We start from the raw sequence: 26,679 nt of genomic DNA, 5'->3' as shown, positions 1-26,679 counted from the left end.
GTGTTCCGCTCGAAGCGCGCCGACCGGCTGGCTGCGGTGAGATGCACCACATCGGCGAAGACCGGACCGAGCGGCTGGACATCGTGCCGGCACAGCTGCGGGTCATCGTCACCGTCCGGCCCAAATATGCGTGCCGCCGATGTGGCGAGGGGGTGTCTCAGGCACCGGCGCCCGCACACCTGATCGAGGGCGGCCTGCCCACCGAGGGCGCCCTCGCATATGTCCTGGTCAGCAAATACGCGGACCATCTGCCATTGTATCGCCAGAGCCAGATCCTCGCCCGGGCCGGGGTCGAGCTGCATCGCAGCACGCTGGCCGATTGGGTCGGCAGCGCCGCCTTCCACCTCGGTCCGGTGGTCGATCGACTGGCCGAGCACCTGAAGACGTCGACCAAGCTGTTCATGGACGAGACACCGGCCCCTGTGCTCGACCCCGGCCGGGGGCGGACGAAGACGGGCTATCTCTGGGCCCTGGCGCGCGATGACCGCTCATGGGGCGGGGGAGATCCGCCTGGTGTGGTCTTCACCTATGCGCCGGACCGTGGGGGCGAGAATGCAGAGCGCATTCTGCAGGGCTTTGACGGCATCCTGCAGCTGGATGGCTATACCGGCTACAACCGCCTGACGCGCCCATCCCGGACAGGCGGCGCGCCGATCACCGTCGCCCATTGCTGGGCGCATGCCCGGCGCAAGCTGAAGGAAATCGTTGATCGCGACGGCTCCCAGATCGCAGCCGAGGGGCTGCGCCGGATCGCCGAGCTTTACCGGATCGAGGCCGAGATCCGCGGCATGGGCCCCGGCCAACGCCTGTCGGCCCGCCAAGCGCGCAGTGCGCCGCTGGTCGCCGCCTTCGGCGAGTGGCTGCAGCCGCAGTGTCGGCGCATATCGATGAAGTCGCGCCTCGGCGAGAAGCTGGCCTATATCCACCGCCACTGGGACGGGTTGCAGACCTTCCTGCGCGACGGCCGTGTCGAGATCGACTCCAACAGCGTCGAGAACCTAATTCGACCGATCGCTCTGACCCGCAAGAATGCACTCTTCGCCGGTCATGACGAGGGCGGAAGATCCTGGGCATGCATCGCATCCCTGATCGCCACCGCGAAGATCAACGGCGTCGAGCCCTTTGCCTATCTGAAGGCAACCTTGCAGGCCGTGGCCGCCGGTCACCCGCAGGCAAGAATCGACGATCTGCTGCCTTGGAACTTCAAGCCAGCAAGCTAAAAGTGTGTGGGGCGTAGCCGCCGCTTACTTTCCTCCTCGACCGGCATCGCTTTCGATGCCGATTGCCTGCCAGCCCAACTTCTTCGCCGCAATGAGCGTGGTGCTGGAGCCGGCCAACGGGTCTCGGATGGAAACCGGTACGATAGTGCCTCGTGATGAGTCGAACGGTAGCTTCCGGAAAGCCGCACTGCGGCACTGGGGCGATCCCGACCGGCGACCATGGGCCAGTCGACAGATTTCCAACCGGCCAGCTTCCGGACTACAGGTCTATCCCCTCTGACAGTGTCAACGCATTGTCAAAGTCGACGCCGAGGTATCGAACTGTACTGTCCATTTTGGTGTGGCCCTTCAGAAGCTGAATGGCAAAATGATCTGCACATTACTGGACCGATTGTGTCCATCGTGCTGACCGGCAAGCGCCGCTCACGCCGTGTCGCCGAATATGTGGCATCTGAACTCGATTCGACTGTCGATGAGCTCTGGCCCGGCGTCTATTCGAATGGGGAGGACCGAGCGTGACCTGACTTCCCATTAAAACAACGGAACTTTCGAGGTGGCCATCGCCGCTCGGAAAAGAAAACGGGGCTAGACGTTTGCACCGCCGAACCCCGTCACGGATCTCAGAAAGACCCAGTACTGCTTTCTGAATCCTTCTTTTTCCTGAAAACGTCAACCCTCTGCGGGTGATCCGCAGCGAGTGTCGACTCGTTGCCCTTTGTGACGTCGGGGCGAGATAGCTTGCTGCACCTCGGTTGAACGGCTACCTCAGACTGGTGCTGCGAAGGCTCTGCCACGTTTGCCGCAGCCGACTGCCGCACCGAACTATAAGATTCCGCTGCGATGGACAGAAGATCTGTCAAAAATGGACAAAAAGCTGTCACAAATGGACAACTCGCATGTCACCTGACACAGGAAGTTCAGTGGTGAGCCCGACAGGATTCGAACCTGTGACCCACTGATTAAAAGTCAGTTGCTCTACCAACTGAGCTACGGGCCCATCGCACGGGGGGCTAACTACGGTCGGCGGCTGACAGGGTCAAGCGGAAAAATCACCGCCTCTGGCAGAATCTTTCCGGCAGGAGTATGTCACCGCCATGGAACACCAGCAAAACCCCGGCCAGAGCGTCCCTCTGCCCTTCATGAAGATGCACGGGCTCGGCAACGACTTCGTGGTGATCGACAGCCGCCGCTCCGGCGCGCTGCCCGATGCCGCGACCGTGGCCGCGATCGCGGACCGCCATCGCGGTGTCGGTTTCGACCAGATGGCCGTCATCCTGCCCGGCGAGAATGCCGATGCGCGGCTGGTGTTCTTCAACGCCGACGGCTCGGTCTCGGCCGCCTGCGGCAATGCCACGCGCTGCGTCGCGCGCTTCCTGATGGACGAATCGGGCGCCTCGGCCCTGCGGCTCGCCACCGACCATGCGGTGCTTGCGGCCGAGGATGCCGGGGACCGGCTGACGCGGGTCAACATGGGCGCGCCGGTGCTGGGCTGGGCCGGGATCCCGCTGGCCGAGGATGTCGATACGCTGCACCTGCCGATTCCAGGCGATCCGGTGGCGACGGGGATGGGCAATCCGCACATGACCTTCTTCGTGCCCGATGTGGCGGCGGTGGACCTGGAACGCTTCGGGCCCGCGCATGAGCATCATCCGCTTTATCCGCAGCGGACCAATGTCGAGCTGGTGCAGGTCGTCTCGCCGGACGAGATCGTGCTGCGCATCTGGGAACGCGGCACCGGCATCACCCTGGCCTCGGGGTCGTGCTCATGCGCGGCGGTGGTGGCGGCGGCGCGGCGCGGGCTGACCGGGCGGCGGGTCAAGGTCAACGTGCCGGGCGGGCAGCTGGAGATCGACTGGCGTGAGGACGGGGTCTGGATGACCGGGCCGACGGCGCATGTCTTCGACGGGGTCTGGCGCGGATGAAGGATCTGAAGCCCCCGGTTTTCGCCACCCTCGGCTGCCGGCTGAACGCCTATGAGACCGAGGCCATGCGCGAGATGGCCGAGGCCGCCGGGCTGCAGGGCGCGGTGATCGTGAACACCTGTGCGGTGACGGCCGAGGCGGTGCGCAAGGCCCGGCAGGAGATCCGCCGGCTGGCGCGCGAGAACCCCGGCGCCCCGGTCATCGTCACCGGCTGCGCCGCCCAGACCGAGCCCGAGACCTTCGCCGCCATGGCCGAGGTCAGCCGCGTCATCGGCAACCACGAAAAGATGCAGCCGGCAACCTGGGCCGCGATGCAGGCCCCCGACCTGATCGGCGAGACCGAGCGGGTGCAGGTCGACGACATCATGTCGGTGCGCGAGACGGCGGGCCACCTGATCGACGGCTTCGGCCGGCATCGGGCCTATGTGCAGGTGCAGAACGGCTGCGATCATCGCTGCACCTTCTGCATCATTCCTTACGGCAGGGGCAATTCGCGCTCGGTGCCGGCGGGGGTGGTGGTGGACCAGATCAAGCGGCTGCGGGATCGCGGCTTCAACGAGGTGGTGCTGACCGGGGTGGACCTGACCTCGTGGGGCGCCGATCTGCCGGGGCAGCCGCGGCTGGGCGATCTGGTCATGCGTATCCTGCGGCTGGTGCCGGATCTGCCGCGGCTGCGCATCAGCTCGATCGATTCGATCGAGGCGGACGAAAACCTGATGCTGGCCATCGCCACCGAGCCGCGGCTGATGCCGCATCTGCACCTGTCGCTGCAGGCCGGCGACGACATGATCCTGAAGCGGATGAAGCGCCGCCACCTGCGCGACGACGCCATCCGTTTCTGCGAGGCGGCGCGCAAGCTGCGGCCCGGCATCGTCTTCGGCGCCGACATCATCGCCGGCTTCCCGACCGAGACCGAGGCGATGTTTGAAAACAGCCTGAAGCTGGTCGAGGATTGCGGGCTGACCTTCCTGCATGTGTTTCCCTATTCGGCGCGGAAGGGCACGCCGGCGGCGCGGATGCCGCGCGTGCCCGGCCCGGCGATCAGGGAGCGCGCGGCGCGGCTGCGGGCGGCGGGCGATGCGGCGCTGGCCCGGCATCTTGAGGCCGAGCTCGGCGCGCTGCGCATGGTGCTGACCGAGGGGCCGCGGCTGGGCCGGACGGAGCATTTCACCGAGGTCGCCTTCGACCGCGACATGCCCGAGGGCACGCTGGTGGAGCTGCGCATCGCCGGCCATGACGGGCAGCGGCTGAGGGCCTGAGGGCGGCCGTTTCAGCGTGGCCGCGGGGGCTGTCTGCCCCCCGTCCACCGGCCTGCGGCCGCCGGACTCCCCCCGAGGATATTTGACCAAGAAAGAAGCCGGGGCGGGGTGCCGCCATTGCGGGTGCGGGCCTGGCGGGCATTTGCCCTGTTCGGGGGCGGGATTTTCGGCAAGCTGCGGAACATTTCCTTGCCGGGCGGGGCGGCTGTCCATAATCCTTGGGCCGATGACCTTGCTTTATACGCATCCCTCGGGCTTTTCGCATGTGACGCCGCCCAGCCATCCCGAGCAGGTGGCCCGGCTGGATGCCGTGTTGGCCGCGCTGGAGGGGATGGACCTGGAGCGGCGCGAGGCGCCCGAGGCGGCGGAGAGGGACATCCTGCGCGCCCATCCGGCCGGGTACCTGGCGCTTTTGCGGCGGAAGCTGCCGGCCGAGGGCTGGAGCATGCTCGATTCGGACACTTATCTGGCGCCGGGCAGCCTGGAGGCGGCGCGCCATGCCGCCGGCGGGGCCTGCGCCGCCGTGGATGCGGTGCTGGCGGGCGAGGCGCCCAATGCCTTCGTCGCCATGCGCCCGCCGGGCCATCATGCCGAGCGCATGAAGGCCATGGGGTTCTGCATCCTGTCCTCGGTCGCCATCGCCGCCCTGCGGGCGCTGGACCATCACGGGCTGGACCGGGTGGCGGTGCTGGATTTCGACGTGCATCACGGCAACGGCACCCAGGACGTGCTGTGGGACGAGAAGCGGGCGTTCTTCGCCTCGACCCACCAGGTGCCGCTTTATCCCGGCACCGGCGCGGCCTCGGAGCGGGGTGCGCATGGCCAGATCGTCAACATGCCGCTGGCGCCGGGCAGCGGCGGGGACGAGGCGCGCGCGGCCTGGCGGGCGATCTGCGACCGGGTCGCGGCCTGGCGGCCGCAGCTGGTGCTGGTCTCGGCCGGGTTCGACGCCCATGCCGACGACCCCCTTGCCGCGCTGATGTGGCGCGAGGCGGATTTCACCGCCATCACCCGGATGATCTGCGACACGGCGGCGGGGTGTTCGGCCCCGGTGGTATCGGCGCTGGAAGGCGGTTATGATCTGGCCGCTCTGGGCCGCTCGGCGCGCGCCCATGTCGATGTGCTGAGGGAGACTGCCGCGTGACCGGGACCGAGATCGAGAACATGTCCTTCGAGGAGGCGATGAAAGAGCTGGAGGCGACGGTCGGCCGTCTGGAGCATGGCGAGGCCACGCTGGAGGAATCGATCAAGCTCTACGAGCGCGGTGCGGCCCTGCGGGCGCATTGCGACAAGCGCCTGCGCGAGGCCGAGGAGCGGGTGGAAAAGATCACTTTGGCGGCCAACGGCCAGCCCGACGGGACCGTTCCGGCCGAGGGGCTGTGATGCGGGACCGCCTTGCCGAGGTGAAGGCGCAGGTCCAGGCCGCGCTGGACGAGGTCATGGCCGGCCTGCCCGAGGGCGAGCTGACCGATGCCATGCGCTATGCCTGCACCGGCGGCAAGCGCATCCGCGCCTTCCTGGTCATGGAATCGGCGCGGCTGTTCGGCTTGCCCGACGCAGCATCGCTGCCGGTCGCGGCGGCGGTCGAGGCGCTGCATGCCTATAGCCTGGTCCATGACGATCTGCCCTCGATGGACGACGACGACCTGCGCCGCGGCCTGCCCACCGTGCATGTGCAATGGTCCGAGGCCACCGCCATCCTGGCCGGCGACGCGCTGCAAAGCCTGGCTTTTGGCCTTTTGACCGAGCCGCTGGTCGGCCCGCCCGAGGCGCGGCTGGCGTTGGTGTGCGGCCTGTCCGATGCGGCGGGCGGGCGCGGCATGGTCTGGGGCCAGGCGCTGGACATCGCCGCCGAGACCGCCGCCGAGCCCTTGGACCTTGCCGCCATCACCCGGCTGCAGCAGGCCAAGACCGGGGCGCTGATCCAGTTCGCCGCCACCGCCGGCGCGGTCATGGCGGGCGAGGATCCCGGCCCGCTGGCGGAATATGCCCGCAACCTGGGCCTGGCCTTCCAGATCCAGGACGACATTCTCGACGTGACCGGCACCGAGGCCGAGACGGGCAAGCGCACCGGCAAGGACGGCGCCGCCAACAAGGCGACCTTCGTCTCGCTGCTGGGGCTGGAGGGCGCGCGGGACAAGGCGCGCGCGCTGGTCCGAGATGCCGAAGCCGCCCTTGATGCCTATGGCGAGGGCGCAGGAAACTTGCGGCAGCTCGCGCGTTTCGTTATCGAACGCGACGCCTGACAGCCCGCCCGGAGAGGGGCAAGCCATGACCGATGAAACTTCCCACCGCCCCGCGACGCCGATCCTGGACCGGGTTCACCTGCCGTCCGACCTCAAGGATCTGACCGATCGCGAGCTGCGGCAGCTTGCCGACGAGCTGCGGGCCGAGACGGTCAGCGCCGTTTCCGTCACCGGCGGCCATCTGGGCGCCGGGCTGGGCGTGGTCGAACTGACCGTGGCGCTGCACGCGGTCTTTGACGCACCGCGCGACAAGATCATCTGGGACGTGGGCCATCAATGCTATCCGCACAAGATCCTGACCGGGCGCCGCGACCGCATCCGCACCCTGCGGATGGAGGGCGGGCTTTCCGGTTTCACCAAGCGTTCGGAAAGTGCCTATGACCCGTTCGGCGCCGGGCACAGCTCGACCTCGATCAGCGCGGCGCTGGGCTTTGCCATGGCGCGCGAACTGGGCGGCGATCCGGGCGATGCCGTCGCGGTGATCGGCGACGGCGCGATGAGCGCGGGCATGGCCTTCGAGGCGCTGAACAATGCCGGCGACCTGGGCAAGCGGCTGTTCGTGGTCTTGAACGACAACGAGATGTCCATCGCGCCGCCCACCGGGGCGCTGTCGCGCTATCTGACCCGGCTTTACGCCGAGGGGCCGTTCCAGGATCTCAAGGCCGTCGCCAAGGGCGCGGTCGGCTTCCTGCCGCCCAGCCTGCAAGAGGGGGCGCGGCGGGCCAAGGAGATGCTCAAGGGCATGACCGTCGGCGGCACGCTGTTCGAGGAACTGGGGTTTTCCTATATCGGCCCGGTCGATGGCCACGACCTCGACCAGCTTCTGCCGCTTCTGCGCACGGTCAAGGCGCGGGCGACGGGGCCGGTGCTGCTGCATGTCGTGACCCGCAAGGGCAAGGGCTACGGCCCGGCCGAGCGCGCCGCCGACAAGGGCCATGCCACGGCGAAATTCGACGTTCACACCGGCGCGCAGGCCAAGGCGAAATCGAACGCACCCAGCTATACCTCGGTCTTTGCCCGTGCGCTGGTCGATCAGGCCAGCCGCGACGCCCGCATTGTCGCCGTCACCGCCGCCATGCCGGACGGCACCGGGCTGAATCTGTTCGCCGAGCGTTTTCCGCGCCGCTGCTTCGACGTGGGCATTGCCGAGCAGCATGCCGTGACCTTCTCGGCGGGGCTGGCGGCGGGGGGGATGAAGCCGTTCTGCGCGCTTTATTCGACCTTCCTGCAGCGCGGCTACGACCAGGTGGTGCATGACGTGGCGATCCAGCGCCTGCCGGTGCGCTTTGCCATCGACCGCGCCGGTCTGGTCGGTGCCGATGGCGCCACCCATGCCGGCGCCTATGACATCGCCTTCCTCGCGAACCTGCCCGGCATGGTGGTCATGGCCGCCGCGGATGAGGCGGAACTGGTCCATATGGTCGCCACCGCGGCGGCTCATGACGAAGGCCCCATCGCCTTCCGCTATCCGCGCGGCGAGGGCACCGGCGTCGAGATGCCCGAACGCGGCGAGGTGCTGGAAATCGGCAAGGGCCGGGTCGTGGCCGAGGGCAAGCGCGTCGCCATCCTGTCCTTCGGCACCCGGCTGGCCGAGGTCATGCGGGCGCGCGAGGCGCTGCTGGCGCGCGGGATCACGCCCACGGTGGTCGATGCCCGCTTTGCCAAGCCGCTGGACCGCAACCTGATCCTGCGCCTGGCCCGCACGCATGAGGCGCTGATCACCATCGAGGAGGGCGCGGTCGGCGGCTTCGGCAGCCTGGTCGCGCAGCTTCTGTCGGACGAGGGCGTCTTCGACGGCGGGCTGCGTTTCCGCCAGATGGTGTTGCCCGATACATTCATCGACCATGCCAGCCCCGAGGCCATGTATCGCTGCGCCCGCATGTCCGCCCCCGACATCGAGGCCAAGGTGCTGGACGTCCTGGGCGTGGCGCTGGCGAAACGTGCCTGAGAGGTGACAATGCTGCGTATCCTTCTGACCGGCCTCGCCCTTGCCGCGCCTCTTGCGGTGCAGGCGCAGGATTATCTGCCGCACCTGTTCGACGTCACCGTCGTCGAGACCTGGGACAAGCTGAACGTGCGCGAGGCACCGCACGGGCAGGCCAAGATCATCGGCCGGCTCGCCTCGACCGCCAAGGGGGTCGAGCTGCTGGACCGCGACGCCTCGGGCAAGTGGGGCCTCGTAAACGTGGGCGAGACGACGGGCTGGGTGGCGTTGCGCTTTCTCAAGCCGCAGGCGACGGTCTGGAAGCCCGCCGAACTGCCGCTGGCGCTGCATTGCAGCGGAACCGAGCCCTTCTGGTCGGTCAAGACGGTGCAGAAGGGGTTGGTCTTCAGCGAACCCGATGCGCCCGAGCGCCAGCTTTCGCTGCGCAAGGTCATGGATCGCGGCATCGAGGGCGAACCCACGCGCGGCATCATCGCCGGCGACGGCAAGGGCCGGCTTACGGCCTTCCTGCGGCCCGAACAATGCTCGGACGGCATGTCGGACCGCGGCTATGCCTTGGCCGTCGCGGTGATTCTGGACGGGCAGGAGCAGCCGTCGCGCATGCTGACGGGCTGCTGCTCGATTGCGCCCTAAGCCTCGGTTCCCTCGGCGCGGGCCAGCGCGGCCAACCCGGCGCAATAGTCGGGATAGCGCAAGGTCACGCCCAACTCGCGCTTGATGCGGTCGTTCGAGACGCGCTTGTTCTCGGCATAGAAGCTGCGCGCCATGGGCGTCATCTCGGCGTTCGCGTAATCCTCGGCGGGCGGCAGGGGCAGGCCCAGCAGTTTGGCGGCGTGGCCGATCACTGCCTCGGGCGGGGCCGGGTCGTCGTCGCAGACATTGTAGATCGCGCCCGGCCGCGGCGCGCGGATCGAGGCCAGCAACACCTGGGCGATGTCCTCGGCATGGATGCGCGAGAAGACCTGGCCGGGCTTGACGATGCGCCGCGCCGTGCCCTCGCGCACCTTGGCAAAGGGGCCGCGCCCCGGCCCATAGATGCCGGCCAGGCGGAAGATGTGCAGCGGCAGGCCGTGTTCGGCGGCGAGCTGCTGCCAGTCCTGCTCGGCCGCGACCCGCTCGCGCCCGCGCCGGGTCGAGGGGGTGCAGGGCGTGTCCTCGTCCACCCAGCCGCCGTCGCGGTCGCCATAGACGCCGGTGGTCGAGAGATAGCCCAGCCAGCGTGGGCGGCCGGCGGCGATCTCGGCGCCGAAGGCTGCCAGCACCGGGTCCGCGCCCCGGTCCGGCCCGACCGAGACCAGGATCGCGTCGGCCTGGGCGATGGTCTTGCGCACGGCATCCTCTTGCCCCGGCCAGCGCAGCGGCTGGGCCCCGGCCTGCGCCACGCGATCGGTGTCGCTGCGGGTGGTGCCGGTGACCTGCCAGCCCTCGGCCAGCAGCAGGGGGGTCAGGAAGCCGGCGGAATAGCCGTGGCCGAAAACCAGCATCCTCGTCATGCACGCCCCCGCAGGATCTCGGCCGCCATGGCGAAGGAGCGGTGCCGCGCGGCCTGGTCGTAGATATTGCCGACCAGGATCAACTCGTCGGGCTGGTGGCGGGCGATCAGCCGGTCCAGCTCGGCCGCGACAGTTTCGGGGCTGCCGACGGCGCTGATGGCCAGCGCGGCGTTGACCGTGGGCAGGATGCGCACCGGGATCGCTTCCAGCACGTCGTCGACCGGCGGCGGCAGCAGGCCCGGCATGCCCAGCCGCAGCCGGGCGAAGCTGATCTGCTGGCTGCTGCGCAGGTGCTGCGCCTCGGCATCGCTGTCGGCGACGATGACGTTCACCGCCAGCATGAAGCGTGGCGCCTGGCCGAACTCGGTGGGCTGGAACCGCTCGCGGTAAAGCCGCAGCGCCTCCTCGAGGTCGCCGGGGGCGAAATGGCTGGCGAAGGCATAGGGCAGGCCAAGCGCCGAGGCGAGGCTGGCGCCGTAAAGCGACGAGCCGAGGATCCAGACCGGGACATTCGTGCCCTGGCCCGGATGGGCCGCGACCGGGGCGCCGGGACGCGGCGGGCCGAGATAGTGCATGAGCTCGACCACGTCGTTCGGGAAATCCTGGTTGCCCTGCAGGGACCGGCGCAGCGCATGCATCACCGCCCCGTCGCCGCCCGGCGCGCGGCCCAGGCCCAGGTCGATGCGCGGCCCGTGGATCGTCGCCAGGGTGCCGAACTGCTCGGCGATGGCCAGCGGCGCGTGGTTGGGCAGCATGACGCCGCCGGCGCCGATGCGGATCGTCCTGGTATGATCCGCCACATGGCCGATCAGCACCGAGGTGGCGGCGCTGGCGATGCCCGGCATGTTGTGATGTTCCGCCAGCCAGAAGCGGCTGTAGCCCCAGCCCTCGGCGGCCTGCGCCAATGCCACGGAATTGGCGATGGCCTGGCGCGCGTCCGAACCCTCGGCCACCCCGGCCAGATCGAGAATGGAAAATTCCATGCGCATCACTCCTTTGCCCATCCCAGATAAGGCGTCCGGTGCCGGCTTGCCAGCCCGCCGCCGCGCTGGCACTCTCCGCCGAAACTGGAGAGCGCGCATGATGACCGACAGCCGGAGACTTCCCATCGAGACGCCCGAGCCCGCCGAGCGCGTCTATTTCGACGACCCGGCCGCCGCCGTGGCCCGGCTGATCGCGCTTTACGAGCGTGCCTCGCATTTCCTGCTGGACCATTTCCTGGCCACGCTGAAGGGCGGCCGGCCGGCGGCGCGCTATCGCGCCTTCTACCCCGAATTGCGCATGACCGTGCCGATCCATTCCAAGACGGATTCGCGCCTGTCCTTCGGCCATGTCGCGCTGCCGGGCACCTATTCGACCTCGATCACCCGGCCGGACCTGTTCCGCGGCTACCTGACCGAGCAGATCGGGCTCTTGATGAAGAACCACGGCGTGCCGGTGGCGATCGGCGACAGCGGCACGCCGATGCCGGTGCATTTCGCCGTGGCGACGCAAAGCGACCTGAACGTGCCGCAGGAAGGCGTGCTGGACTATTCGCTGCGCGACGTCTTCGACGTGCCGGACCTGAACACGATGGACGACGACATCGTCAACGGCACCGCCGGGCCGAACCCGGACGGCAGCCACCCGCTGTCACCCTTTACCGCGCAGCGCGTCGATTACTCGCTGGCGCGGCTGGCGCATTACACCGCGACCCTGCCCGAGCATTTCCAGAATTTCGTGATGTTCACGAACTACCAGTTCTACGTGGACGAGTTCGAGCTTTTCGCCCGCCGCGCGCTGGCCGATCCGCATTCGGGCTATACCGAGTTCGTCGCGCCCGGCAACCAGGTTCTGGAACGGCCCGAGGACATCATCGCCACCGGCGCCAAGATGCCGCAGATGCCGGCCTATCACCTCAAGCGCCCGGATGGCGACGGCATCACGCTGGTCAATATCGGTGTTGGCCCCTCGAACGCCAAGACCGCGACCGACCATATCGCCGTGCTGCGCCCGCATGCCTGGCTGATGGTCGGCCATTGCGCGGGCCTTCGCAACAGCCAGTCCCTGGGTGATTTCGTGCTGGCCCATGCCTATCTGCGCGAGGATCACGTGCTTGACGACGACCTGCCGGTCTGGGTGCCGATCCCGGCCCTGGCCGAGGTGCAGGTCGCCCTGCAAGAGGCGGTGGCCGAGGTCACGCAGCTGGAAGGCTATGAGCTCAAGCGCATCATGCGCACCGGCACGGTGGCCACCATCGACAACCGCAACTGGGAACTGCGCGACCAGTCCGGTCCGGTGCAGCGGCTGTCGCAATCGCGCGCCATCGCGCTGGATATGGAAAGCGCCACCATCGCCGCGAACGGGTTCCGCTTCCGCGTGCCCTATGGCACGCTCTTGTGCGTCTCGGACAAGCCGCTGCATGGCGAGTTGAAGCTGCCCGGCATGGCCACGGATTTCTATCGCACCCAGGTCGCGAACCACTTGCTGATCGGCATCCGGGCCATGGAAAAGCTGCGCGAGACGCCCCTGGAACGCATCCACTCGCGCAAGTTGCGCTCGTTCAACGAGACCGCCTTTCTCTAGAATGGTCCCTGGGTGGCGAATTTCGCAGCGTTTGCTGGGGAAAGTCGCCGAAAAAGCTTGATCTGCGCTTAAAAAGCTTGTGTAGCGGCAAGCGTGCCGCCAAGGTGGCGTCCGAAAATTTCCCGAACGGGGAACAACGAGGAGACAGAATATGGCCCAGGCCGCTTCGAAACCGATGACCAAGACCCAGCTCGTCGCCACGCTGGCCGATGAAATGGGCAGCGACAAGAAGACCGCCGCGGCGGCCCTGGACGCGCTTTCGGCCGTCGTGTCGCGCACGGTCGCCGAAGGTGGTGCCGTCACCCTGCCGGGCATCGGCAAGGTTGCCTGCCGCACCCGCCCCGAGCGTCAGGTCCGCAATCCGCAGACCCAGGAAATGATGACCAAGCCCGCCGACAAGGTGGTCAAGGTCACCATCGCCAAGGCGCTGAAGGACAGCGTGAACGCCTGATCCCGGCTTTTTGCCGCATAAGGGGCCGCGCATGACCTGCGCGGCTTCTGTCATTTCCGGGCCTTGCCTGGATCGTGGCCCTTGCGCCCGCCGGCCCATCTGCTAGCCCATGGGGGCAAGGGCAGGGGGGCGACATGGATTTCAGGGCCATTCTGATGGGTTTCGGCTTTGCGGTCCTTTGGGCCTCGGCCTTCACCTCGACGCGCATGATCGTCACGGCCGCCCCGCCGCTGACCGCGCTGGTGATCCGGTTCGGCCTCTCTGCCATGGTGGCGATCCCGCTGGCCCGCGCCATGGGCCAGAGCTGGCGCCTGAGCCGGGCCGAATGGCGCACGGTGATCCTGTTCGGCCTGTGCCAGAACGCGCTTTACCTGGGGTTCAGCTGGGTTGCCATGCAATATGTCGAGGCGTCGGTCTCGGCCATCATCGCCTCGATGATGCCGCTGGTCGTCGCCTTCCTGGGCTGGCTGCTTTACGGCGAACGGCTGCGCTCCATCGCCGTGGCCGGGCTGGTCGCGGGCGTGGCCGGCGTCACGCTGATCATGGGGGTGCGGCTTCAGCACGGGCTGGACGTGCCGGGGGTGATCCTGTGCCTGATCGGCATGGTGGCGCTGACCTTCGCCACGCTGGCGGCGCGCGGGGCCGGGGGCAGCCGCAACATGATGATGCTGGTCGGCCTGCAAATGGCCGTCGGTGCCGCCCTGCTGCTGGTCCCGGCGGTGCTGATGGAATGGGGCCGCCCGGTGGAATGGAGCGCCGGCCTGCTCTGGGCCTTTGCCTATACGGTGATCGCGCCCGGCATCGGCGCGACCTGGCTGTGGTTCCGGCTGGTCAACCGCATCGGCGCGGTTCGGGCGGCGACCTTTCATTTCCTGTCGCCGATCTTCGGCGTCGCCATTGCCGCCGCGCTTCTGGGCGAGCGGTTCGGCACCTCGGACGTGGTCGGTGCGCTGATCGTGGCGGCGGGCATCCTGATGGTGCAGCTGGCCAAGCTGCCCGCGGCGGCGCCTCAGCCGTCGATCCCTGCCGCCCGCGCCATCGAGGGGCGGGACTGAATCCGCTGCGCCCATGCGTCGATGGCGGGGGTTCGCGGCATGTCCGTGCCAAAGAACAGCAAGGGGCTGGCGATCAGCAGGTCGGCGGCCGAGAAGCGGTCGCCCAGCAGCCAGGGCTGCTGGCCCAGCACTTCGTCCAGCTGCCGGATCGCGGTGTCGTAATCGCGGAAGGTCGCCATCAGGGCCGGATGCTCGATCTTGAAGAAGTTCAGGATCGCCACCGGCTCCAGAACCCCCTGATACCAGCTGAGCCAGCTCAGATACTGGCCGCGCCCCGGATCGCCCGGCAGCGGACCCAGCCCCGCCTCGGGGAACATATCGGTCAGATACAGCATGATGGCGCCCCGTTCGCGCACGTGATCCGCGCCATTGACCAGATAGGGCACCTTGCCCTCGGGATGCGGGTTCGCCGGGTCGCGCCCGCCCGAGCCGTCCTGACGCGGGATCGTCACCTGGCGGATCTCGACCTTGTCGAGGATGCCCAGCTCCGCCAGCAGCACGAGGATGGTCGAGGAGCGGCTTTTCGGGGCGTGGTATAGGGTCAGCATCTTGGCCTCCTGCATTGATGGGGGCAGAATGGCGCAGGCCCCCTGACAGAAGGTGACAGCATGTCCCGCACCGACCGGCTGATGCGCCTGATGGACGCGCTGCGCCGCCTGCCCGCGCCGGTGACGGCCGCGCGGCTGGCCGAGGAGACCGGCGTCTCGCGCCGCCAGCTTTACCGCGACATCGCCACGCTGCGCGCCGGCGGCGCGTTGATCGACGGCGAGGCGGGGCTGGGCTATGCGCTGACCGAAGACCCCGCCCTGCCGCCGCAAAGCTTTTCGCGGCTGGAGATCGAGGCGCTGCTGCTCGCCGTCTCGGGCCTGCGCAGCTTGGGCGATCCCGAACTGACCCGCGCGGGCGAGGATGCGCTGGCCCGCATCATCGCCACCCTGCCCGAAAGCCAGGGCCGCCATGCCATGCACACCACCATGCGGCTGTTTCGCGAGCCGGCGCAGCGTCCCAGCCCGCAGGTGGACATGGCGCTGCTGCGCCAGGCCCTGTGGGAGGAGCGCAGCCTGGTCATCGACTATCTGGACCTGCAGGGCCGGGCCAGCACGCGCGAGATCTGGCCGCTGGGCATGTCCTACAGCGACAATCACATGATGTTGCTGGCGCATTGCCGGCTGCGGCAGGATTTCCGCACCTTCCACATCCCGCGCATCCAGGCCATGCGGCCGGGCGGCGAAAGCTTCCGGCCGCGCCGCGTGGCCCTGGTGCGGGAATACGTCTTGCGGCCCTGCGCTACGCGGCTGCAACCGGGGTGAAGATCGCGGTCGCCCGGTCGCAGCGGTAATGCGCCAGGTGATCGGCGGCGTGTTCGGCCAACTCGCAGACGGCATCCAGGATCGCCTCGATTTCGGCACGCGGGGCGGCCCAGCACAGGTTCAGCCGCACGAAGCCCGGCTTCTCGATCTCGTCCCCGGCCAGGATCGCGGCGCGCAGCCGGGCCGAGGCCTCGGGGCCCAGCCCCAGCAGGTGATGGACATAGGGCCCGGCGCAGGCGCAGCCGCCGCGCGCCTGCACGCCGTAAAGGTCCGACAGCATCCGCGTCGCCAGTTGCTGATGGACAAAGCCGCCCCGCCCGTCGCGGATGCGGAAGCTGAAAAACGGCAGGCGCGGCGCGTCCAGGTTGCCCAGCAACTCGATCCTCGGATGGTTCCGCAGCCGCGCCATCCCCAGCGCCAGCCATTCGGCATGGCGCGCGTCGATGCGTTCCTCTCCCACGGCGGCCTTGGTCAGGAAGACCAGCGCGGCGCGGATGTCGCCGATCACGTTCGGGGTGCCGCCTTCCTCGCGCGCCTCCAGCGACAGGGCATAGTCGTGGCCCTCGGGCGAGACGAAGCGCACCGTGCCGCCGCCGGGCAGGGTGGGGCGGTCCGCCAGCACCGCGTCGCGGCGCAGGATCAGGACGCCCGAGGCGCCCGGCCCGCCGATGAACTTGTGCGGCGAGATCACCACCGCATCCATGCCCAGCCGCATGTCGATCGGCAGATAGGGCGCGCCGCCGGCATGGTCCCAAACCACCTTGGCCCCAGCCGCCTTCAGGATGCGCGTGACCTCGGCCACGTCAGTCAGCGTGCCGGTGACATTCGAGGTGGCCGAGAAGCTGCCGATCACCGGCCCTTCGGCGCGGTCCAGCGCCGCGCGCAGCGCCGCGAGGTCCGGCCCGCCGGTGGCGGCTTCGGGGATGGTCACGACCTCGGCGCCGCTTTCGCGCCAGGGCAGGATGTTCGAGTGATGCTCGTAAGGCCCGATCAGCACCGTGGCCCCCGGCCCCGCGCCCAGCAGGTACACCAGCCGGTTGATGGCCTGCGTCGCACCCGAGCCGGTAAAGATCACCGCATGTTCGGCGCCGGCATGGGTGCAGAATCCGATCACCTCGCGCGCGGCGCGGCGCATCCGGGTCATGATGCCGCCGCAATGGCTGGCCTCGGTATGGCTGTTGGCATACCAGGGCAGGACATTCTCCATCACCCAGTCCTCGATGGGCCGCAGCGCCCGGCCCGAGGCAATGTAATCGGCATAGATCATCCGCCGCGGCCCGAAGGGGCCGTCGATCACCGCGTCGCGGCCGATCACGCCGTCATGGATTACCTGCATCGGGTCGTCGCCCAGCCGGGCAAGGTAGCTGTCGAAAGGCGGCATCGGATTCCTCGTCTTTATGCGCGAATCTTGACCCGCAACGGCCGAGGAATCATTCTGAATGTCTGCCAATATGCCGGATTTTGGTTGTCAAATGAACGATAAAACTCTCATTATTGATGAAATCGACAACCGCCTGCTGGCGCTGCTGCAGCGCGATGCCAGCCTGTCCCAGCGCGAGCTGGCCGAGCGGGTGGGCCTGTCGCAGAACGCCTGCTGGCGGCGCTTGCAGCGGCTGACCGAGGCCGGGGTGCTGCAAGGCAGCCGCGCGGTCATCGACGCCACGGCGCTGGGGCTGGGGCTGACGGTGTTCATCATGATCCGCACCCGCCATCACGACGACGCCTGGGCGCGGCGCTTTCGCGCCCGGATCGAGTCGTTGCCGCAGATCACCGAGTTCCACCGCATCGGCGGCGAATGGGACTACATGGCCAAGGCGGTGGTGGGCGGCATGGCGGGCTATGACGCGCTTTACAAGCAGCTGATCGCAGACATGGATCTGGAACGCGTCACCGGCGTTTTCTCGATGGAGACGATCTTCGAGGGCCGGCCGCTGTCTCCGGCTTGATTTTCACGAAATGTTCTACATCTTCGGGTCATGCGCGCCGATTCCATCCTGTTCCCGACCGAAGCCGGCCTTTTCTGCCCCGAGGGCGGCTTTCACATCGACCCGCTGAAGCCGGTCGAGCGCGCGCTGATCACGCACGGCCATTCCGACCATGCCCGCTTCGGCCATGGCGCGGTCATGGCCACGGCCGAAACGCTGGAGATCATGCGGCTGCGCATGGGCGACGGCTTCGCGGGCTCGGTCCAGGTGGCTGAAGGGGAAACCCGCATCGGCGGCGTCACCGTGGGATTCCACCCGGCCGGGCATGTGCTGGGCTCAAGCCAGATCGCCGTCGAGGCGGGGGGCTGCCGTATCGTCGTCTCGGGCGATTACGCGCGCCAGCCGAACCCGACCTGCGCGCCCTTCGAGCCGGTGCCCTGCGATGTCTTCGTGACCGAGGCGACCTTCGGCCTGCCGGTGTTCCGCTTTCCCGACCCGGCGGTGCAGGTGGAAAAGCTGCTCTCCAGCATGGCCGAGTTTCCCGACCGCCCGCATCTGGTCGGCGCCTATGCGCTGGGCAAGGCGCAGCATGTCATCGCCCTGATGCGAGAGGCCGGCTATGACGCGCCCATCGCCATCCATGGCGCGTTGAAGGTGCTGTGCGATTTCTATGCGGCCCGCGGTGTCGATCTGGGCGCGCTGGTGCCGGCCACCGCCGAGGATGTGGCGGCGCAGCTGGTGATCGCGCCGCCATCGGCATTCGCCAGCCCCTGGGTGCAGCGGTTCCGCGACCCGGTGATCGGCTTCGCCTCGGGCTGGATGGCGGTGCGCGCCCGCGCCCGCCAGCGCGGGGTGGAACTGCCGCTGGTCGTCAGCGATCATGTGGACTGGCCCGCGCTGACAGGCACGCTGGCGGAACTGGCGCCCGCCGAGGTCTGGGTCACGCATGGCGCCGAGGACGGCGTGATCCGCTGGTGCGAATTGGCGCAGATCCCGGCCCGGCCGCTGCGGCTGGTGGGTTACGAGGACGAGGCGGAATGAAAGCCTTTGCCGCCCTGCTGGAGCGGCTGGCCTTCACGCCGGCGCGCAATGCCAAGCTGCAGCTTTTGCAGCATTATCTGGAACGCACCCCGGACCCCGATCGCGGCTGGGCCCTGGCGGCGCTGACCGGCGACCTGGAATTGCGCCGGGTTACGCCCTCGCTTCTGCGCGGGCTGGCGGCCGAGCGGGTCGACGACCAGCTTCTGGCGCTGAGCTATGATTTCGTCGGCGACCTGGCCGAAACCATCGCGCTGATCTGGCCCGAGGGCGCCGAGGACGACCCCTCGCTGGCCCAGGCGGTGGCATTGTTGCAGGGCACCGGCAAGGCGGCGCTGCCCGGCGCCATTGCCGGCATGCTGGACCGGCTGGGCCCGTCCGAGCGGCTGGCCTTCCTGAAGCTCGCCACCGGCAACCTGCGCGTCGGCGTCTCGGCCCGCATGGCGCGGATGGCGCTGGCGGGCATGGGCACGCCCTCGGTCCCCGAGATCGAGGAGATCTGGCACGGGCTCGCGCCACCCTATGCGGCCCTGTTCGGCTGGCTGGGCGGCGGGGCGCGGCCGGACAGCGCGGCGCTGGCGCCGTTCCGCCCGGTGATGCTGTCCACGCCGACCGATCTGGACGAGCTGCGCGCGCTGGACCCCGGCGCGTATTTCGCGGAATGGAAATGGGACGGCATCCGCGTGCAGGCGGTCAGCGAAGGCGGCATGCGGCGGCTGTATTCCCGCACCGGCGAGGATATCTCGCATGCCTTTCCCGACGTCATCGAGGCGATGGAGTTCGAGGGCAGCGCGGATGGCGAGCTGATCGTGCGCCGCGAGGGCGCGGTCGCGCCCTTCGGCGAGCTGCAGAAGCGGCTGAACCGCAAGACCGTCGGCAAGGGGTTGCTGGCCAGCCATCCGGCGGGCTTGCGGCTTTACGACCTGCTGCTGTGGGAGGGCCGCGACCTGCGCGCCGAGCCGCTGGAGATGCGCCGCGCGGTGCTGGAGGCGGTGGATTTCGGCACCCGCATCGACATTTCGCCGCTGCTGGATTTCGCCTCGTGGGAGGATCTGGCCGCGCTGCGCGCCGACCCGCCCGCCGCCGTCATCGAGGGGGTGATGATCAAGCGCCGTGACAGCGCCTATGTCGCCGGCCGGCCGCGCGGACCCTGGTTCAAGTGGAAGCGCGACCCGATGGTGGTCGATGCGGTGCTGATCTACGCGCAGCGGGGTCATGGCAAGCGCTCGGGCTTTCATTCCGACTTCACCTTCGGCCTGTGGGATGGCGGCGAGCTGGTGCCGGTCGGCAAGGCCTATTTCGGCTTTACCGATGCCGAGCTGCGCGAGCTGGACCGTTTCGTGCGCCAGAACACCGTCGAGCGTTACGGGCCCGTCCGGGCGCTGGCGCCGAAACTGGTGGTCGAGGTGGCCTTCGAGGGGCTGAACCGCTCGACCCGGCACCGTTCGGGCGTGGCGATGCGCTTTCCCCGCATCAGCCGCATCCGCTGGGACAAGCCGGCGGCCGAGGCGGACCACTTGGAAACGCTCGAGGCGATGCTGTGATCCTGCCGCCCGAGTTCCAGGACTGGTTCGCCCGCCAGGGCTGGCAGCCGCATCCGCATCAGCTGGCGCTGCTGGCGGCGACCGGCGACAGCCTGCTGATCGCGCCGACCGGCGGCGGCAAGACGCTGGCGGGGTTTCTGCCCTCGCTGGTGGAGCTGGCGCAGGCGGCGCGGCCGGATGGGTATTTGGAAAACAGAGAAGGCCGAAAGGGTCTGCATACGCTCTATGTCTCGCCGCTGAAGGCGCTGACCGCCGATATCGGCCGCAACCTGGCGCGGCCGGTGGCGGAGCTGGGGCTGGGGGTGCGGGTCGAGGACCGGACGGGCGATACCGGGCAGAGCCAGCGCCGCCGCCAGCGCGTCGATCCGCCCGAGATCCTGCTGACCACGCCCGAGAGCCTGGCGCTGATGCTGAGCTATCCCGAGGCGCCGGCGATCTTCGGCGGCTTGCGCCGGGTGGTGCTGGACGAATTGCATGCCTTGGCGGAAAGCAAGCGCGGCGACCAGCTGATGCTGGGGCTGGCCCGGCTGCGGCAGCTTGCGCCCGGGTTGCGGGTGACGGGGCTGTCGGCGACGGTCGAGGATCCGCAGGCTTTGGCGGGGTTCATGGCCGGGGCCGCGCCGGTGACGGTGGTCGAGGCCGATCCCGGCCCCGATCCCGACATCGCCATGCTGCCCACCGCCCGGCCCGCGCCCTGGTCGGGCGGCGGCGGGCATCATGCCATCCCCGAGGTGCTGGCGGCGATCCGCGAGGCCCGCACCACCATCATCTTCATCAACACCCGCGCCCAGGCCGAGCTGTTCTTCCAGGCGCTCTGGGCCGCGAATGACGAGAACCTGCCCATCGGCTTGCACCATGGCAGCCTGGCGCGCGAGCAGCGGGCCCGGGTCGAGGCGGCGATGGCGGCGGGCGCATTGCGCGCCGTGGTCGCGACCGGCAGCCTGGACCTGGGCATCGACTGGGGCGCTGTCGATCTGGTGATCCAGGTCGGTGCGCCCAAGAACGTCAAGCGGCTGGTGCAGCGCATCGGGAGAGCGAACCATCGCTACAATGCGCCCTCGAAGGCGCGGATCGTGCCGGCGAACCGCTTCGAGCAGATCGAATGCGTCGCGGCGCTGGAGGCGGTGCGCGAACGCGACCTGGACGGCGATCCGCGCGGGCCGGGGCCCTTGGACGTGCTGTGCCAGCATATCGGGCTTACCGCCTGCGCTGCGCCCTTCGACGCCGATACGCTTTATGCCGAGGTGGTGACGGCCGGCCCCTATCGCGGCCTGACGCGGCCGGATTTCGACGCCTGCCTGGATTTCGCCGCGACCGGGGGCTATGCCTTGCGTGCCTATGACCGCTGGCAGCGGTTGGTGCTGCGGGGCGGGCTGTGGCAGCTGCGCGATCCGCGGGCCGCGAAGCTCTTGCGCATGAATGTCGGCACCATCGTCGAGGCCGAGATGGTGAAGGTCCGGCTGCGCGGCCGCGGCGGCGTGCCGCTGGGCGAGGTCGAGGAGGGTTTCGCCGCCAGCCTGACCCCAGGCGACAGCTTCTTGATCGGCGGCCGGGTGGTGCGCATGGACGCCATGCGCGAGATGGTGATCGAGGTCACGCCAGACCCCACCCGGCAGCCCAAGATCGCGGTCTATTCCGGCGTCAAGCTGGCCATGTCCACGCAGCTTTCGCATCGCGTGCTGGCGCTGATCGGCGATCCGGCGCGGTACGGTGCCTTGCCGGCGCAGACGCGGGAATGGCTGGGCTTGCAGGCCGCGGTCTCGGCCCTGCCGGAGCCGGGGCTGCTGCTGTCGGAAAGCTTTCCCCATGCCGGGCTGTGGCATTTCGCGCTTTACGGCTTTGCCGGGCGCAATGCCCTGCAGACGCTGGGCCTCTTGCTGACCCGCGAGATGGAGGAGGAGGGGCTGGGCCCCTTGGGCTTCCTGTCCACCGATTACGCGCTGCTGGTCTGGTCGCTGGACGCGGTGCGCGATCCCGCGCCGCTCTTGGACCGGGCGCGGTTGCGGGCGGGCCTGGGCGACTGGCTGGGCGGGAATGCGGTGATGAAGCGCAGCTTTCGCAATGTCGCCACCGTCGCCGGGCTGATCCAGCGCAACATGCCCGGCCAACGCAAGAGCGGGCGGCAGGCGACATTCTCCAGCGACATCCTTTACGACACCTTGCGCAAATACGACCCCGGCCACCTGATGCTGCGCATCACCGCCGAGGAGGCGGGGCGGGGCCTTGTCGATTTCGGCCGGATCGAGGAGATGCTGGACCGCTCGCCCCGGCGCGAGCATCGGATGCTGGACCGCGTCTCGCCCATGGCCGCGCCCTTGCTGCTGGAGGTCGGCCGGGTGCCGATCCGCGGCGAGGGCCGCGAGCGGCTGGCGCAGATCGAGGCCGAGGCGCTGATGGCCGAGGCCGGGCTGGAAGGGATCGCATGAGCGGATACGCCTTTGATTTCCATGGGCTGCGTCTGGAGGCGCGGGCCTCTGGCGCGCTGTGGTGGCCGGAAGGCGCGGTGCTGGTCGTGGCCGACCTGCACCTGGGCAAGTCCGAGCGCATGGCCCGGCGCGGCGGCCCGCTGTTGCCGCCCTATGAGGGGTTGGCGACGCTGGAGCGGCTGGCGGATGAGGTTGCGGCGCTGGACCCGCGGGCGGTGATCAGCCTGGGCGACGGTTTCGACGACCTGGCGGCGGCCGAGGCGCTGGACCCGCTGGTCGCGGCCGCCCTGTCGCGGCTGGCGCAGGGGCGGGACTGGGTCTGGATCGGCGGCAACCATGACCCCGGCGCGCCGGCGGGCCTGCCGGGCCGGGCGGCGGACAGCCTGCGGCTGGGCCGGGTCGCGTTGCGGCACCAGGCGGGGCAGGGGCCGGACATATCGGGCCATTTCCACCCCGCCGTGCGGCTGGCCGGAGAGCGGCGGCGCGCCTTCCTGCTGGGCGGTGATCACCTGTTGCTGCCGGCCTTCGGCGCCTATACCGGCGGGCTTTTACAGGACGATCCGGCGCTGGCGGCGCTGGTGCCGCAGGGGCTGGCCATAGCCTGCGGCGCCCGCGCCATCCCGCTGCCGCTGGGCCGCCGGCGGTCGTGAGAAACGAAAAAGAGCCGCCCCAGGGCGACCCTTTCCCGTCCGCGGAGCCGGATCAAGCGTCCGGGTCAGAACTTGAAGTTCAGACCCAGCTTCAGGTTGTGATAGTCGGGAGTGGCATTGGTGTCGAAAGTGCCGTCCGATAGGTTTTCCGTGCCGAAATTTGCATATTCGTATTCGCCGGTCAGCGACATGCGGTCGGTAAGCTTCTTTTCGGCACCCAGGCCGACGACATAGCCGGTTTTCGAGTAATCGTCGCGGATGGCGGCGCCATTGCCGGTGATCGAATACTCGACCTTGGCGCGGGCCACGCCGGCGATCCCGTAAAGCAGGACGTCGCTGTTCAGCACATAGCCGGTCTTCAGCCGCAGGGCGAGCAGGTTCTTGACCTTGGATTCGGCGTCATAGCCGGCGGTCGAGAAGCTGTCCTTCACGTTGCCGGCTTCGAAGCCCAGTTCCGGGCCGATGACCCAGCGGTCGCGCTGCCAGCGATAGCCCAGGCGGACGCCGGCATTGGCGCCGCCCAGCTCCAGCTTGTCGACGGTGGTGCCGTTGACGCCGACAGCATCGTCGCCTGCGAAAGCATAGCCCAGCGTCAGGCCGGCATAGCCGCCCGCCCATTCACCGGCGGGGGCTTCGACGACCGGGGCAGTGACGTCGCTGTCAACGATCGGCGGTGTAAAACCTCCCGCATTCGCGGCCAAGGTTGTGCCAAGGGTCAGCGACGCCGCGACCGCAACGGTGAGGGGAGCTTTTACAGAAACAGCGCACATGTCCAAATCTCCTATGCGTGACGCCCGGGAAGTCCAAAATCCCCGGCATCAAAATCGTTCAACAACTAGGCTTGCGGTCGGAGGGCCGCAAGCGGCGCCTGAAAGCGCCGCCGCTTTATGGCGCAGCTCGCGACATGATAGCAACAATAAAACCAAAGATCGTGTCAAATCTGGTGATTCTGCGACATCATGGAATGTCGTTAAGCCTCATATGTCCAGGTTCTCCACGCTCAGGGCGTTCTGCTGGATGAAATCGCGGCGCGGTTCGACCACATCGCCCATCAGCTTGGTGAAGATGTCGTCGGCCTCGGACAGATCCTCGATACGCACCTGCAGCATGGTCCGCGCCGCCGGGTCCAGCGTGGTTTCCCACAGCTGCTCGGGGTTCATCTCGCCCAGGCCCTTGTAGCGTTGCAGCGACAGGCCCTTTTCGCCCTCCAGGAAGATGGCCTGCAGCAGGCTCATCGGGCCGTGGATCGGGATGCCGCGATCCTTGCGGATCAGCTGCGCGGTCTGGCCATAGACCTCGTGCAGCGCATCGGTCATGGCGCCCAGCCGCCGGCTTTCGGCGCTGCGCAGCATCGGGCCGTCCAGGGTGCGGCTTTCCTCGACGCCCCGTAGCAGCCGGGTCAGGCGGATGCCGGCATCCTGGGTCGGGCGGCCGGTCCAGCCGCGCTCGTATTCCTCGGCGATCAGGTCCAGCCGCTGGGCCACGGCATTGGCCACGCCCTGCGCATCGGCATCGACCCGGCCCTGCACCAGCGCGCCGGCGATGGCGGCCTGCTCGGTGATATGGGGCGGGTAATGCGTCGGATAGGCGCGCAGGATGCGGCGCACGGTGCGCGCCTCCTCGACCACGCGGGCCAGGTCGGCGCCGGTCAGGGTCTCGCCATGGCCAAGCCGCAGGCTGGCGCCGTCGATGCCCTGTTCGATCAGGTAATCCTCAAGCGCCGCCTCGTCCTTCAGATAGACCTCGGAGCGGCCGCGGCTGACCTTGTAGAGCGGCGGCTGGGCGATATAGAGATGCCCGGCCTCGATCAGATCCGGCATCTGCCGGAAGAAGAAGGTCAGCAGAAGCGTGCGAATATGCGCGCCGTCCACGTCGGCATCGGTCATGATGACGATCTTGTGATAGCGCAGCTTGTCCAGGTTGAACTCGTCGCGCCCGATTCCGGTCCCCAGCGCGGTGATCAGCGTGCCGATCTGGTCGCTGCTGAGCATCCGGTCGAAGCGCGCCCGTTCCACGTTCAGGATCTTGCCGCGCAGGGGCAGCACCGCCTGGTTCTGGCGCGAGCGGCCCTGCTTGGCCGAGCCGCCGGCCGAGTCGCCCTCGACGATGAACAACTCGGACAGCGCCGGATCCTTTTCCTGGCAATCCGCCAGCTTGCCGGGCAGGCTGGCCACGTCCATCGCCGTCTTGCGCCGGGTCAGCTCGCGCGCCTTGCGCGCCGCCTCGCGGGCCAGCGCGGCTTCGATGATCTTGCCCAGGATCGACTTGGCCTCGGCGGGGTTTTCCTCGAACCATTCGGCCAGCTTCTCGCCCACCAGCCCCTCGACCGCCGGACGCACCTCGGATGAGACCAGCTTGTCCTTGGTCTGGCTGGAGAATTTCGGGTCCGGCACCTTGACCGACAACACGCAGGTCAGCCCCTCGCGCGCGTCGTCGCCGGTGAAATCGACCTTTTCCTTGCGCGCCTGGGCATTGGTCTGCGCGTAATTGTTGATGACGCGGGTCAGCGCGCCGCGGAAGCCGGCCAGATGCGTGCCGCCGTCGCGCTGCGGGATGTTGTTGGTGAATGGCAGCACGGTCTCGTGATAGCTGTCGTTCCACCACATCGCCACCTCGATGCCGATGCCGCCGCGCTCGCCGGTGATGAAGATCGGCTCGGGCATGACCGGGGTCTTCGAGCGGTCGATGAACTTCACGAATTCCCGCACGCCGCCTTCGTAGTAAAGCTCGGTCCGCAGCGGTTCGGCATGGCGCTCATCCTCCAGGATGATGCGCACGCCCGAGTTCAGGAAGGCCAGTTCCCGCAGCCGGTTCTCCAGTACCTTGTAGCTGAAGTCGCGATTCGAGAAGGTGCCGTCCGCCCGGTCCTCCCTCGACGAGGCCAGGAAGCGCACCTCGGTGCCCTTTTCGCCCGGCTCGGCATCGCCGACCACGCGCAGGTGCTCGACGGTGTCGCCGTTCTCGAAGCGGGCGTAATGTTCTTTGCCGTTGCGCCAGATGCGCAGCTCCAGCCAGTCCGACAACGCATTGACGACCGAGACGCCGACCCCGTGCAACCCGCCCGAGACCTTGTAGCTGTTCTGGTCGAACTTGCCGCCGGCATGCAGCTGGGTCATGATGACCTCGGCCGCCGAGACGCCCTCGGTCGGGTGCATGTCCACCGGAATGCCGCGGCCGTTGTCGCGCACCGAGACGCTGCTGTCGGCGTGGATCTTGACCCGCACGAAATCGGCATGACCGGCCAGCGCCTCGTCGATGCCGTTGTCCACGACCTCATAGACCATGTGATGCAGGCCCGAGCCGTCGTCGGTATCGCCGATATACATGCCGGGACGCTTGCGCACCGCTTCCAGGCCCTTGAGAACCTTGATGGAATCGGCGCCGTAATCGGAGGTCTGGGGGGCGGGTTCGGTCATTGTCTTCTTATCCTGCCTTGGACCCGCATCTTATAGTGTGCGCGGCAGGGAATGTCACGGGAAAGCCACAAGATTTAGCGGCTTCCCACCTGCCGGCGCCCCGCCATGCCCGCCACGCCGCACGCCCGGCCGTCCCGCGGGAAACCCCCGGCTTCTTCGTTCCCCAAATACCCATGCCGGCGGCGCGGCCAGGCCCATGCCGGGCCGATCTCTC

Annotated in this window: 22 protein-coding genes, 1 tRNA gene and 2 pseudogenes; 17 read left to right on the top strand and 8 right to left on the bottom strand. The window is 68.4% G+C overall.

Annotation, left to right across the window (positions count from 1 at the left end):
- Window positions 1–35: 35 nt before the first annotated feature.
- A pseudogene (tnpC, locus tag ESD82_RS19840) lies at window positions 36–1,220 on the top strand (IS66 family transposase); the annotation flags it as partial.
- Between the two features lie 259 nt (window positions 1,221–1,479).
- On the opposite strand, the pseudogene ESD82_RS22360 reads toward tnpC, so the two are convergent.
- Both ESD82_RS22360 and ESD82_RS19830 read right to left on the bottom strand, forming a co-directional pair.
- Window positions 1,480–1,584 (bottom strand): annotated as a pseudogene (locus tag ESD82_RS22360) (integrase); the annotation flags it as partial.
- Between the two features lie 557 nt (window positions 1,585–2,141).
- Window positions 2,142–2,217, bottom strand: a tRNA-Lys gene (locus ESD82_RS19830).
- A gap of 97 nt (window positions 2,218–2,314) precedes the next feature.
- On the opposite strand from ESD82_RS19830, the gene dapF reads away from it, so the two are divergent.
- The 7 genes from dapF to ESD82_RS19795 all read left to right on the top strand — a co-directional run bounded on the left by dapF (window position 2,315) and on the right by ESD82_RS19795 (window position 9,225).
- Window positions 2,315–3,142: a diaminopimelate epimerase gene (gene dapF / locus ESD82_RS19825; RefSeq protein ID WP_024845361.1), complete on the top strand. Its 828-nt coding sequence runs from the start codon at window positions 2,315–2,317 to the stop codon at window positions 3,140–3,142.
- Window positions 3,143–3,147: 5 nt separating this feature from the next.
- On the top strand, window positions 3,148–4,401 hold the full coding sequence (gene mtaB / locus ESD82_RS19820; protein WP_147428263.1) for a tRNA (N(6)-L-threonylcarbamoyladenosine(37)-C(2))-methylthiotransferase MtaB: 1,254 nt from the start codon (window positions 3,148–3,150) through the stop codon (window positions 4,399–4,401).
- A gap of 226 nt (window positions 4,402–4,627) precedes the next feature.
- Window positions 4,628–5,545: a histone deacetylase family protein gene (locus tag ESD82_RS19815; protein ID WP_147427541.1), complete on the top strand. Its 918-nt coding sequence runs from the start codon at window positions 4,628–4,630 to the stop codon at window positions 5,543–5,545.
- Window positions 5,542–5,784: an exodeoxyribonuclease VII small subunit gene (locus ESD82_RS19810; RefSeq protein ID WP_024845364.1), complete on the top strand. Its 243-nt coding sequence runs from the start codon at window positions 5,542–5,544 to the stop codon at window positions 5,782–5,784. Before ESD82_RS19815 ends, ESD82_RS19810 begins: the two co-directional genes overlap by 4 nt.
- Complete coding sequence (locus tag ESD82_RS19805; RefSeq protein WP_024845365.1) at window positions 5,784–6,647, top strand: polyprenyl synthetase family protein; 864 nt, start codon at window positions 5,784–5,786, stop codon at window positions 6,645–6,647. The genes ESD82_RS19810 and ESD82_RS19805 overlap by 1 nt, the downstream gene beginning before the upstream one ends.
- A 25-nt stretch (window positions 6,648–6,672) precedes the next feature.
- Window positions 6,673–8,595: a 1-deoxy-D-xylulose-5-phosphate synthase gene (dxs, locus tag ESD82_RS19800; RefSeq protein WP_147427542.1), complete on the top strand. Its 1,923-nt coding sequence runs from the start codon at window positions 6,673–6,675 to the stop codon at window positions 8,593–8,595.
- Between the two features lie 9 nt (window positions 8,596–8,604).
- On the top strand, window positions 8,605–9,225 hold the full coding sequence (locus tag ESD82_RS19795) for a COG3650 family protein (RefSeq protein WP_024845367.1): 621 nt from the start codon (window positions 8,605–8,607) through the stop codon (window positions 9,223–9,225).
- Here ESD82_RS19795 and ESD82_RS19790 read toward each other — a convergent pair.
- Together ESD82_RS19790 and ESD82_RS19785 are read right to left on the bottom strand one after the other, a co-directional pair.
- The gene (locus ESD82_RS19790) at window positions 9,222–10,085 is read right to left on the bottom strand and encodes an SDR family oxidoreductase (protein WP_147427543.1); all 864 of its coding nucleotides are present in this window, start codon (window positions 10,083–10,085) and stop codon (window positions 9,222–9,224) included. The two genes, ESD82_RS19795 and ESD82_RS19790, sit on opposite strands and share 4 nt — an antisense overlap.
- Window positions 10,082–11,068 carry an LLM class flavin-dependent oxidoreductase gene (locus ESD82_RS19785; RefSeq protein WP_024845369.1) on the bottom strand — a complete coding sequence of 329 codons (987 nt, stop codon included), beginning with the start codon at window positions 11,066–11,068 and terminating at the stop codon, window positions 10,082–10,084. The genes ESD82_RS19790 and ESD82_RS19785 overlap by 4 nt, the downstream gene beginning before the upstream one ends.
- 97 nt (window positions 11,069–11,165) lie before the next feature.
- Here ESD82_RS19785 and ESD82_RS19780 point away from each other — a divergent pair, with 97 nt between their 5' ends.
- The 3 genes from ESD82_RS19780 to ESD82_RS19770 all read left to right on the top strand — a co-directional run bounded on the left by ESD82_RS19780 (window position 11,166) and on the right by ESD82_RS19770 (window position 14,156).
- Complete coding sequence (locus tag ESD82_RS19780) at window positions 11,166–12,650, top strand: AMP nucleosidase (RefSeq protein WP_024845370.1); 1,485 nt, start codon at window positions 11,166–11,168, stop codon at window positions 12,648–12,650.
- A 151-nt stretch (window positions 12,651–12,801) separates the two neighbouring features.
- Window positions 12,802–13,101, top strand: a complete 300-nt coding sequence (locus ESD82_RS19775) for an HU family DNA-binding protein (RefSeq protein WP_024845371.1) — start codon at window positions 12,802–12,804, stop codon at window positions 13,099–13,101.
- A 134-nt stretch (window positions 13,102–13,235) separates the two neighbouring features.
- Window positions 13,236–14,156, top strand: a complete 921-nt coding sequence (locus ESD82_RS19770; protein WP_024845372.1) for a DMT family transporter — start codon at window positions 13,236–13,238, stop codon at window positions 14,154–14,156.
- On the opposite strand, the gene ESD82_RS19765 is transcribed toward ESD82_RS19770, so the two are convergent.
- The gene (locus ESD82_RS19765; protein WP_024845373.1) at window positions 14,111–14,704 is read right to left on the bottom strand and encodes a glutathione S-transferase family protein; all 594 of its coding nucleotides are present in this window, start codon (window positions 14,702–14,704) and stop codon (window positions 14,111–14,113) included. The genes ESD82_RS19770 and ESD82_RS19765 overlap by 46 nt on opposite strands.
- 60 nt (window positions 14,705–14,764) lie before the next feature.
- On the opposite strand from ESD82_RS19765, the gene ESD82_RS19760 reads away from it, so the two are divergent.
- Window positions 14,765–15,466 carry a helix-turn-helix transcriptional regulator gene (locus tag ESD82_RS19760; protein ID WP_147427544.1) on the top strand — a complete coding sequence of 234 codons (702 nt, stop codon included), beginning with the start codon at window positions 14,765–14,767 and terminating at the stop codon, window positions 15,464–15,466.
- On the opposite strand, the gene ESD82_RS19755 is transcribed toward ESD82_RS19760, so the two are convergent.
- The gene (locus ESD82_RS19755; RefSeq protein WP_244314557.1) at window positions 15,444–16,847 is read right to left on the bottom strand and encodes an aminotransferase class V-fold PLP-dependent enzyme; all 1,404 of its coding nucleotides are present in this window, start codon (window positions 16,845–16,847) and stop codon (window positions 15,444–15,446) included. The genes ESD82_RS19760 and ESD82_RS19755 overlap by 23 nt on opposite strands.
- 91 nt (window positions 16,848–16,938) lie before the next feature.
- Here ESD82_RS19755 and ESD82_RS19750 point away from each other — a divergent pair, with 91 nt between their 5' ends.
- The 5 genes from ESD82_RS19750 to pdeM are packed head-to-tail and all read left to right on the top strand — an operon-like array spanning window position 16,939 to window position 23,049.
- Window positions 16,939–17,412 carry an Lrp/AsnC family transcriptional regulator gene (locus ESD82_RS19750; protein ID WP_147427545.1) on the top strand — a complete coding sequence of 158 codons (474 nt, stop codon included), beginning with the start codon at window positions 16,939–16,941 and terminating at the stop codon, window positions 17,410–17,412.
- Window positions 17,413–17,442: 30 nt separating this feature from the next.
- On the top strand, window positions 17,443–18,432 hold the full coding sequence (locus ESD82_RS19745; protein WP_147427546.1) for a ligase-associated DNA damage response exonuclease: 990 nt from the start codon (window positions 17,443–17,445) through the stop codon (window positions 18,430–18,432).
- On the top strand, window positions 18,429–19,973 hold the full coding sequence (locus ESD82_RS19740; protein WP_147427547.1) for a cisplatin damage response ATP-dependent DNA ligase: 1,545 nt from the start codon (window positions 18,429–18,431) through the stop codon (window positions 19,971–19,973). The genes ESD82_RS19745 and ESD82_RS19740 overlap by 4 nt, the downstream gene beginning before the upstream one ends.
- A complete protein-coding gene (locus tag ESD82_RS19735) occupies window positions 19,970–22,399 on the top strand; it encodes a ligase-associated DNA damage response DEXH box helicase (protein WP_147427548.1) in 2,430 nt (809 codons plus the stop codon). Before ESD82_RS19740 ends, ESD82_RS19735 begins: the two co-directional genes overlap by 4 nt.
- Window positions 22,396–23,049: a ligase-associated DNA damage response endonuclease PdeM gene (gene pdeM, locus ESD82_RS19730; RefSeq protein ID WP_024845380.1), complete on the top strand. Its 654-nt coding sequence runs from the start codon at window positions 22,396–22,398 to the stop codon at window positions 23,047–23,049. Before ESD82_RS19735 ends, pdeM begins: the two co-directional genes overlap by 4 nt.
- A gap of 65 nt (window positions 23,050–23,114) precedes the next feature.
- Here pdeM and ESD82_RS19725 read toward each other — a convergent pair whose 3' ends face one another.
- Both ESD82_RS19725 and gyrB read right to left on the bottom strand, forming a co-directional pair.
- A complete protein-coding gene (locus ESD82_RS19725; protein ID WP_244314556.1) occupies window positions 23,115–23,750 on the bottom strand; it encodes an outer membrane protein in 636 nt (211 codons plus the stop codon).
- A gap of 276 nt (window positions 23,751–24,026) precedes the next feature.
- A complete protein-coding gene (gyrB, locus tag ESD82_RS19720; RefSeq protein WP_147427550.1) occupies window positions 24,027–26,465 on the bottom strand; it encodes a DNA topoisomerase (ATP-hydrolyzing) subunit B in 2,439 nt (812 codons plus the stop codon).
- Between the last annotated feature and the right edge of the window lie 214 nt (window positions 26,466–26,679).

Source organism: Paracoccus pantotrophus, from assembly GCF_008824185.1.
GTDB lineage: Bacteria > Pseudomonadota > Alphaproteobacteria > Rhodobacterales > Rhodobacteraceae > Paracoccus > Paracoccus pantotrophus.
This window is presented reverse-complemented; position numbering and strand designations above follow the sequence as displayed.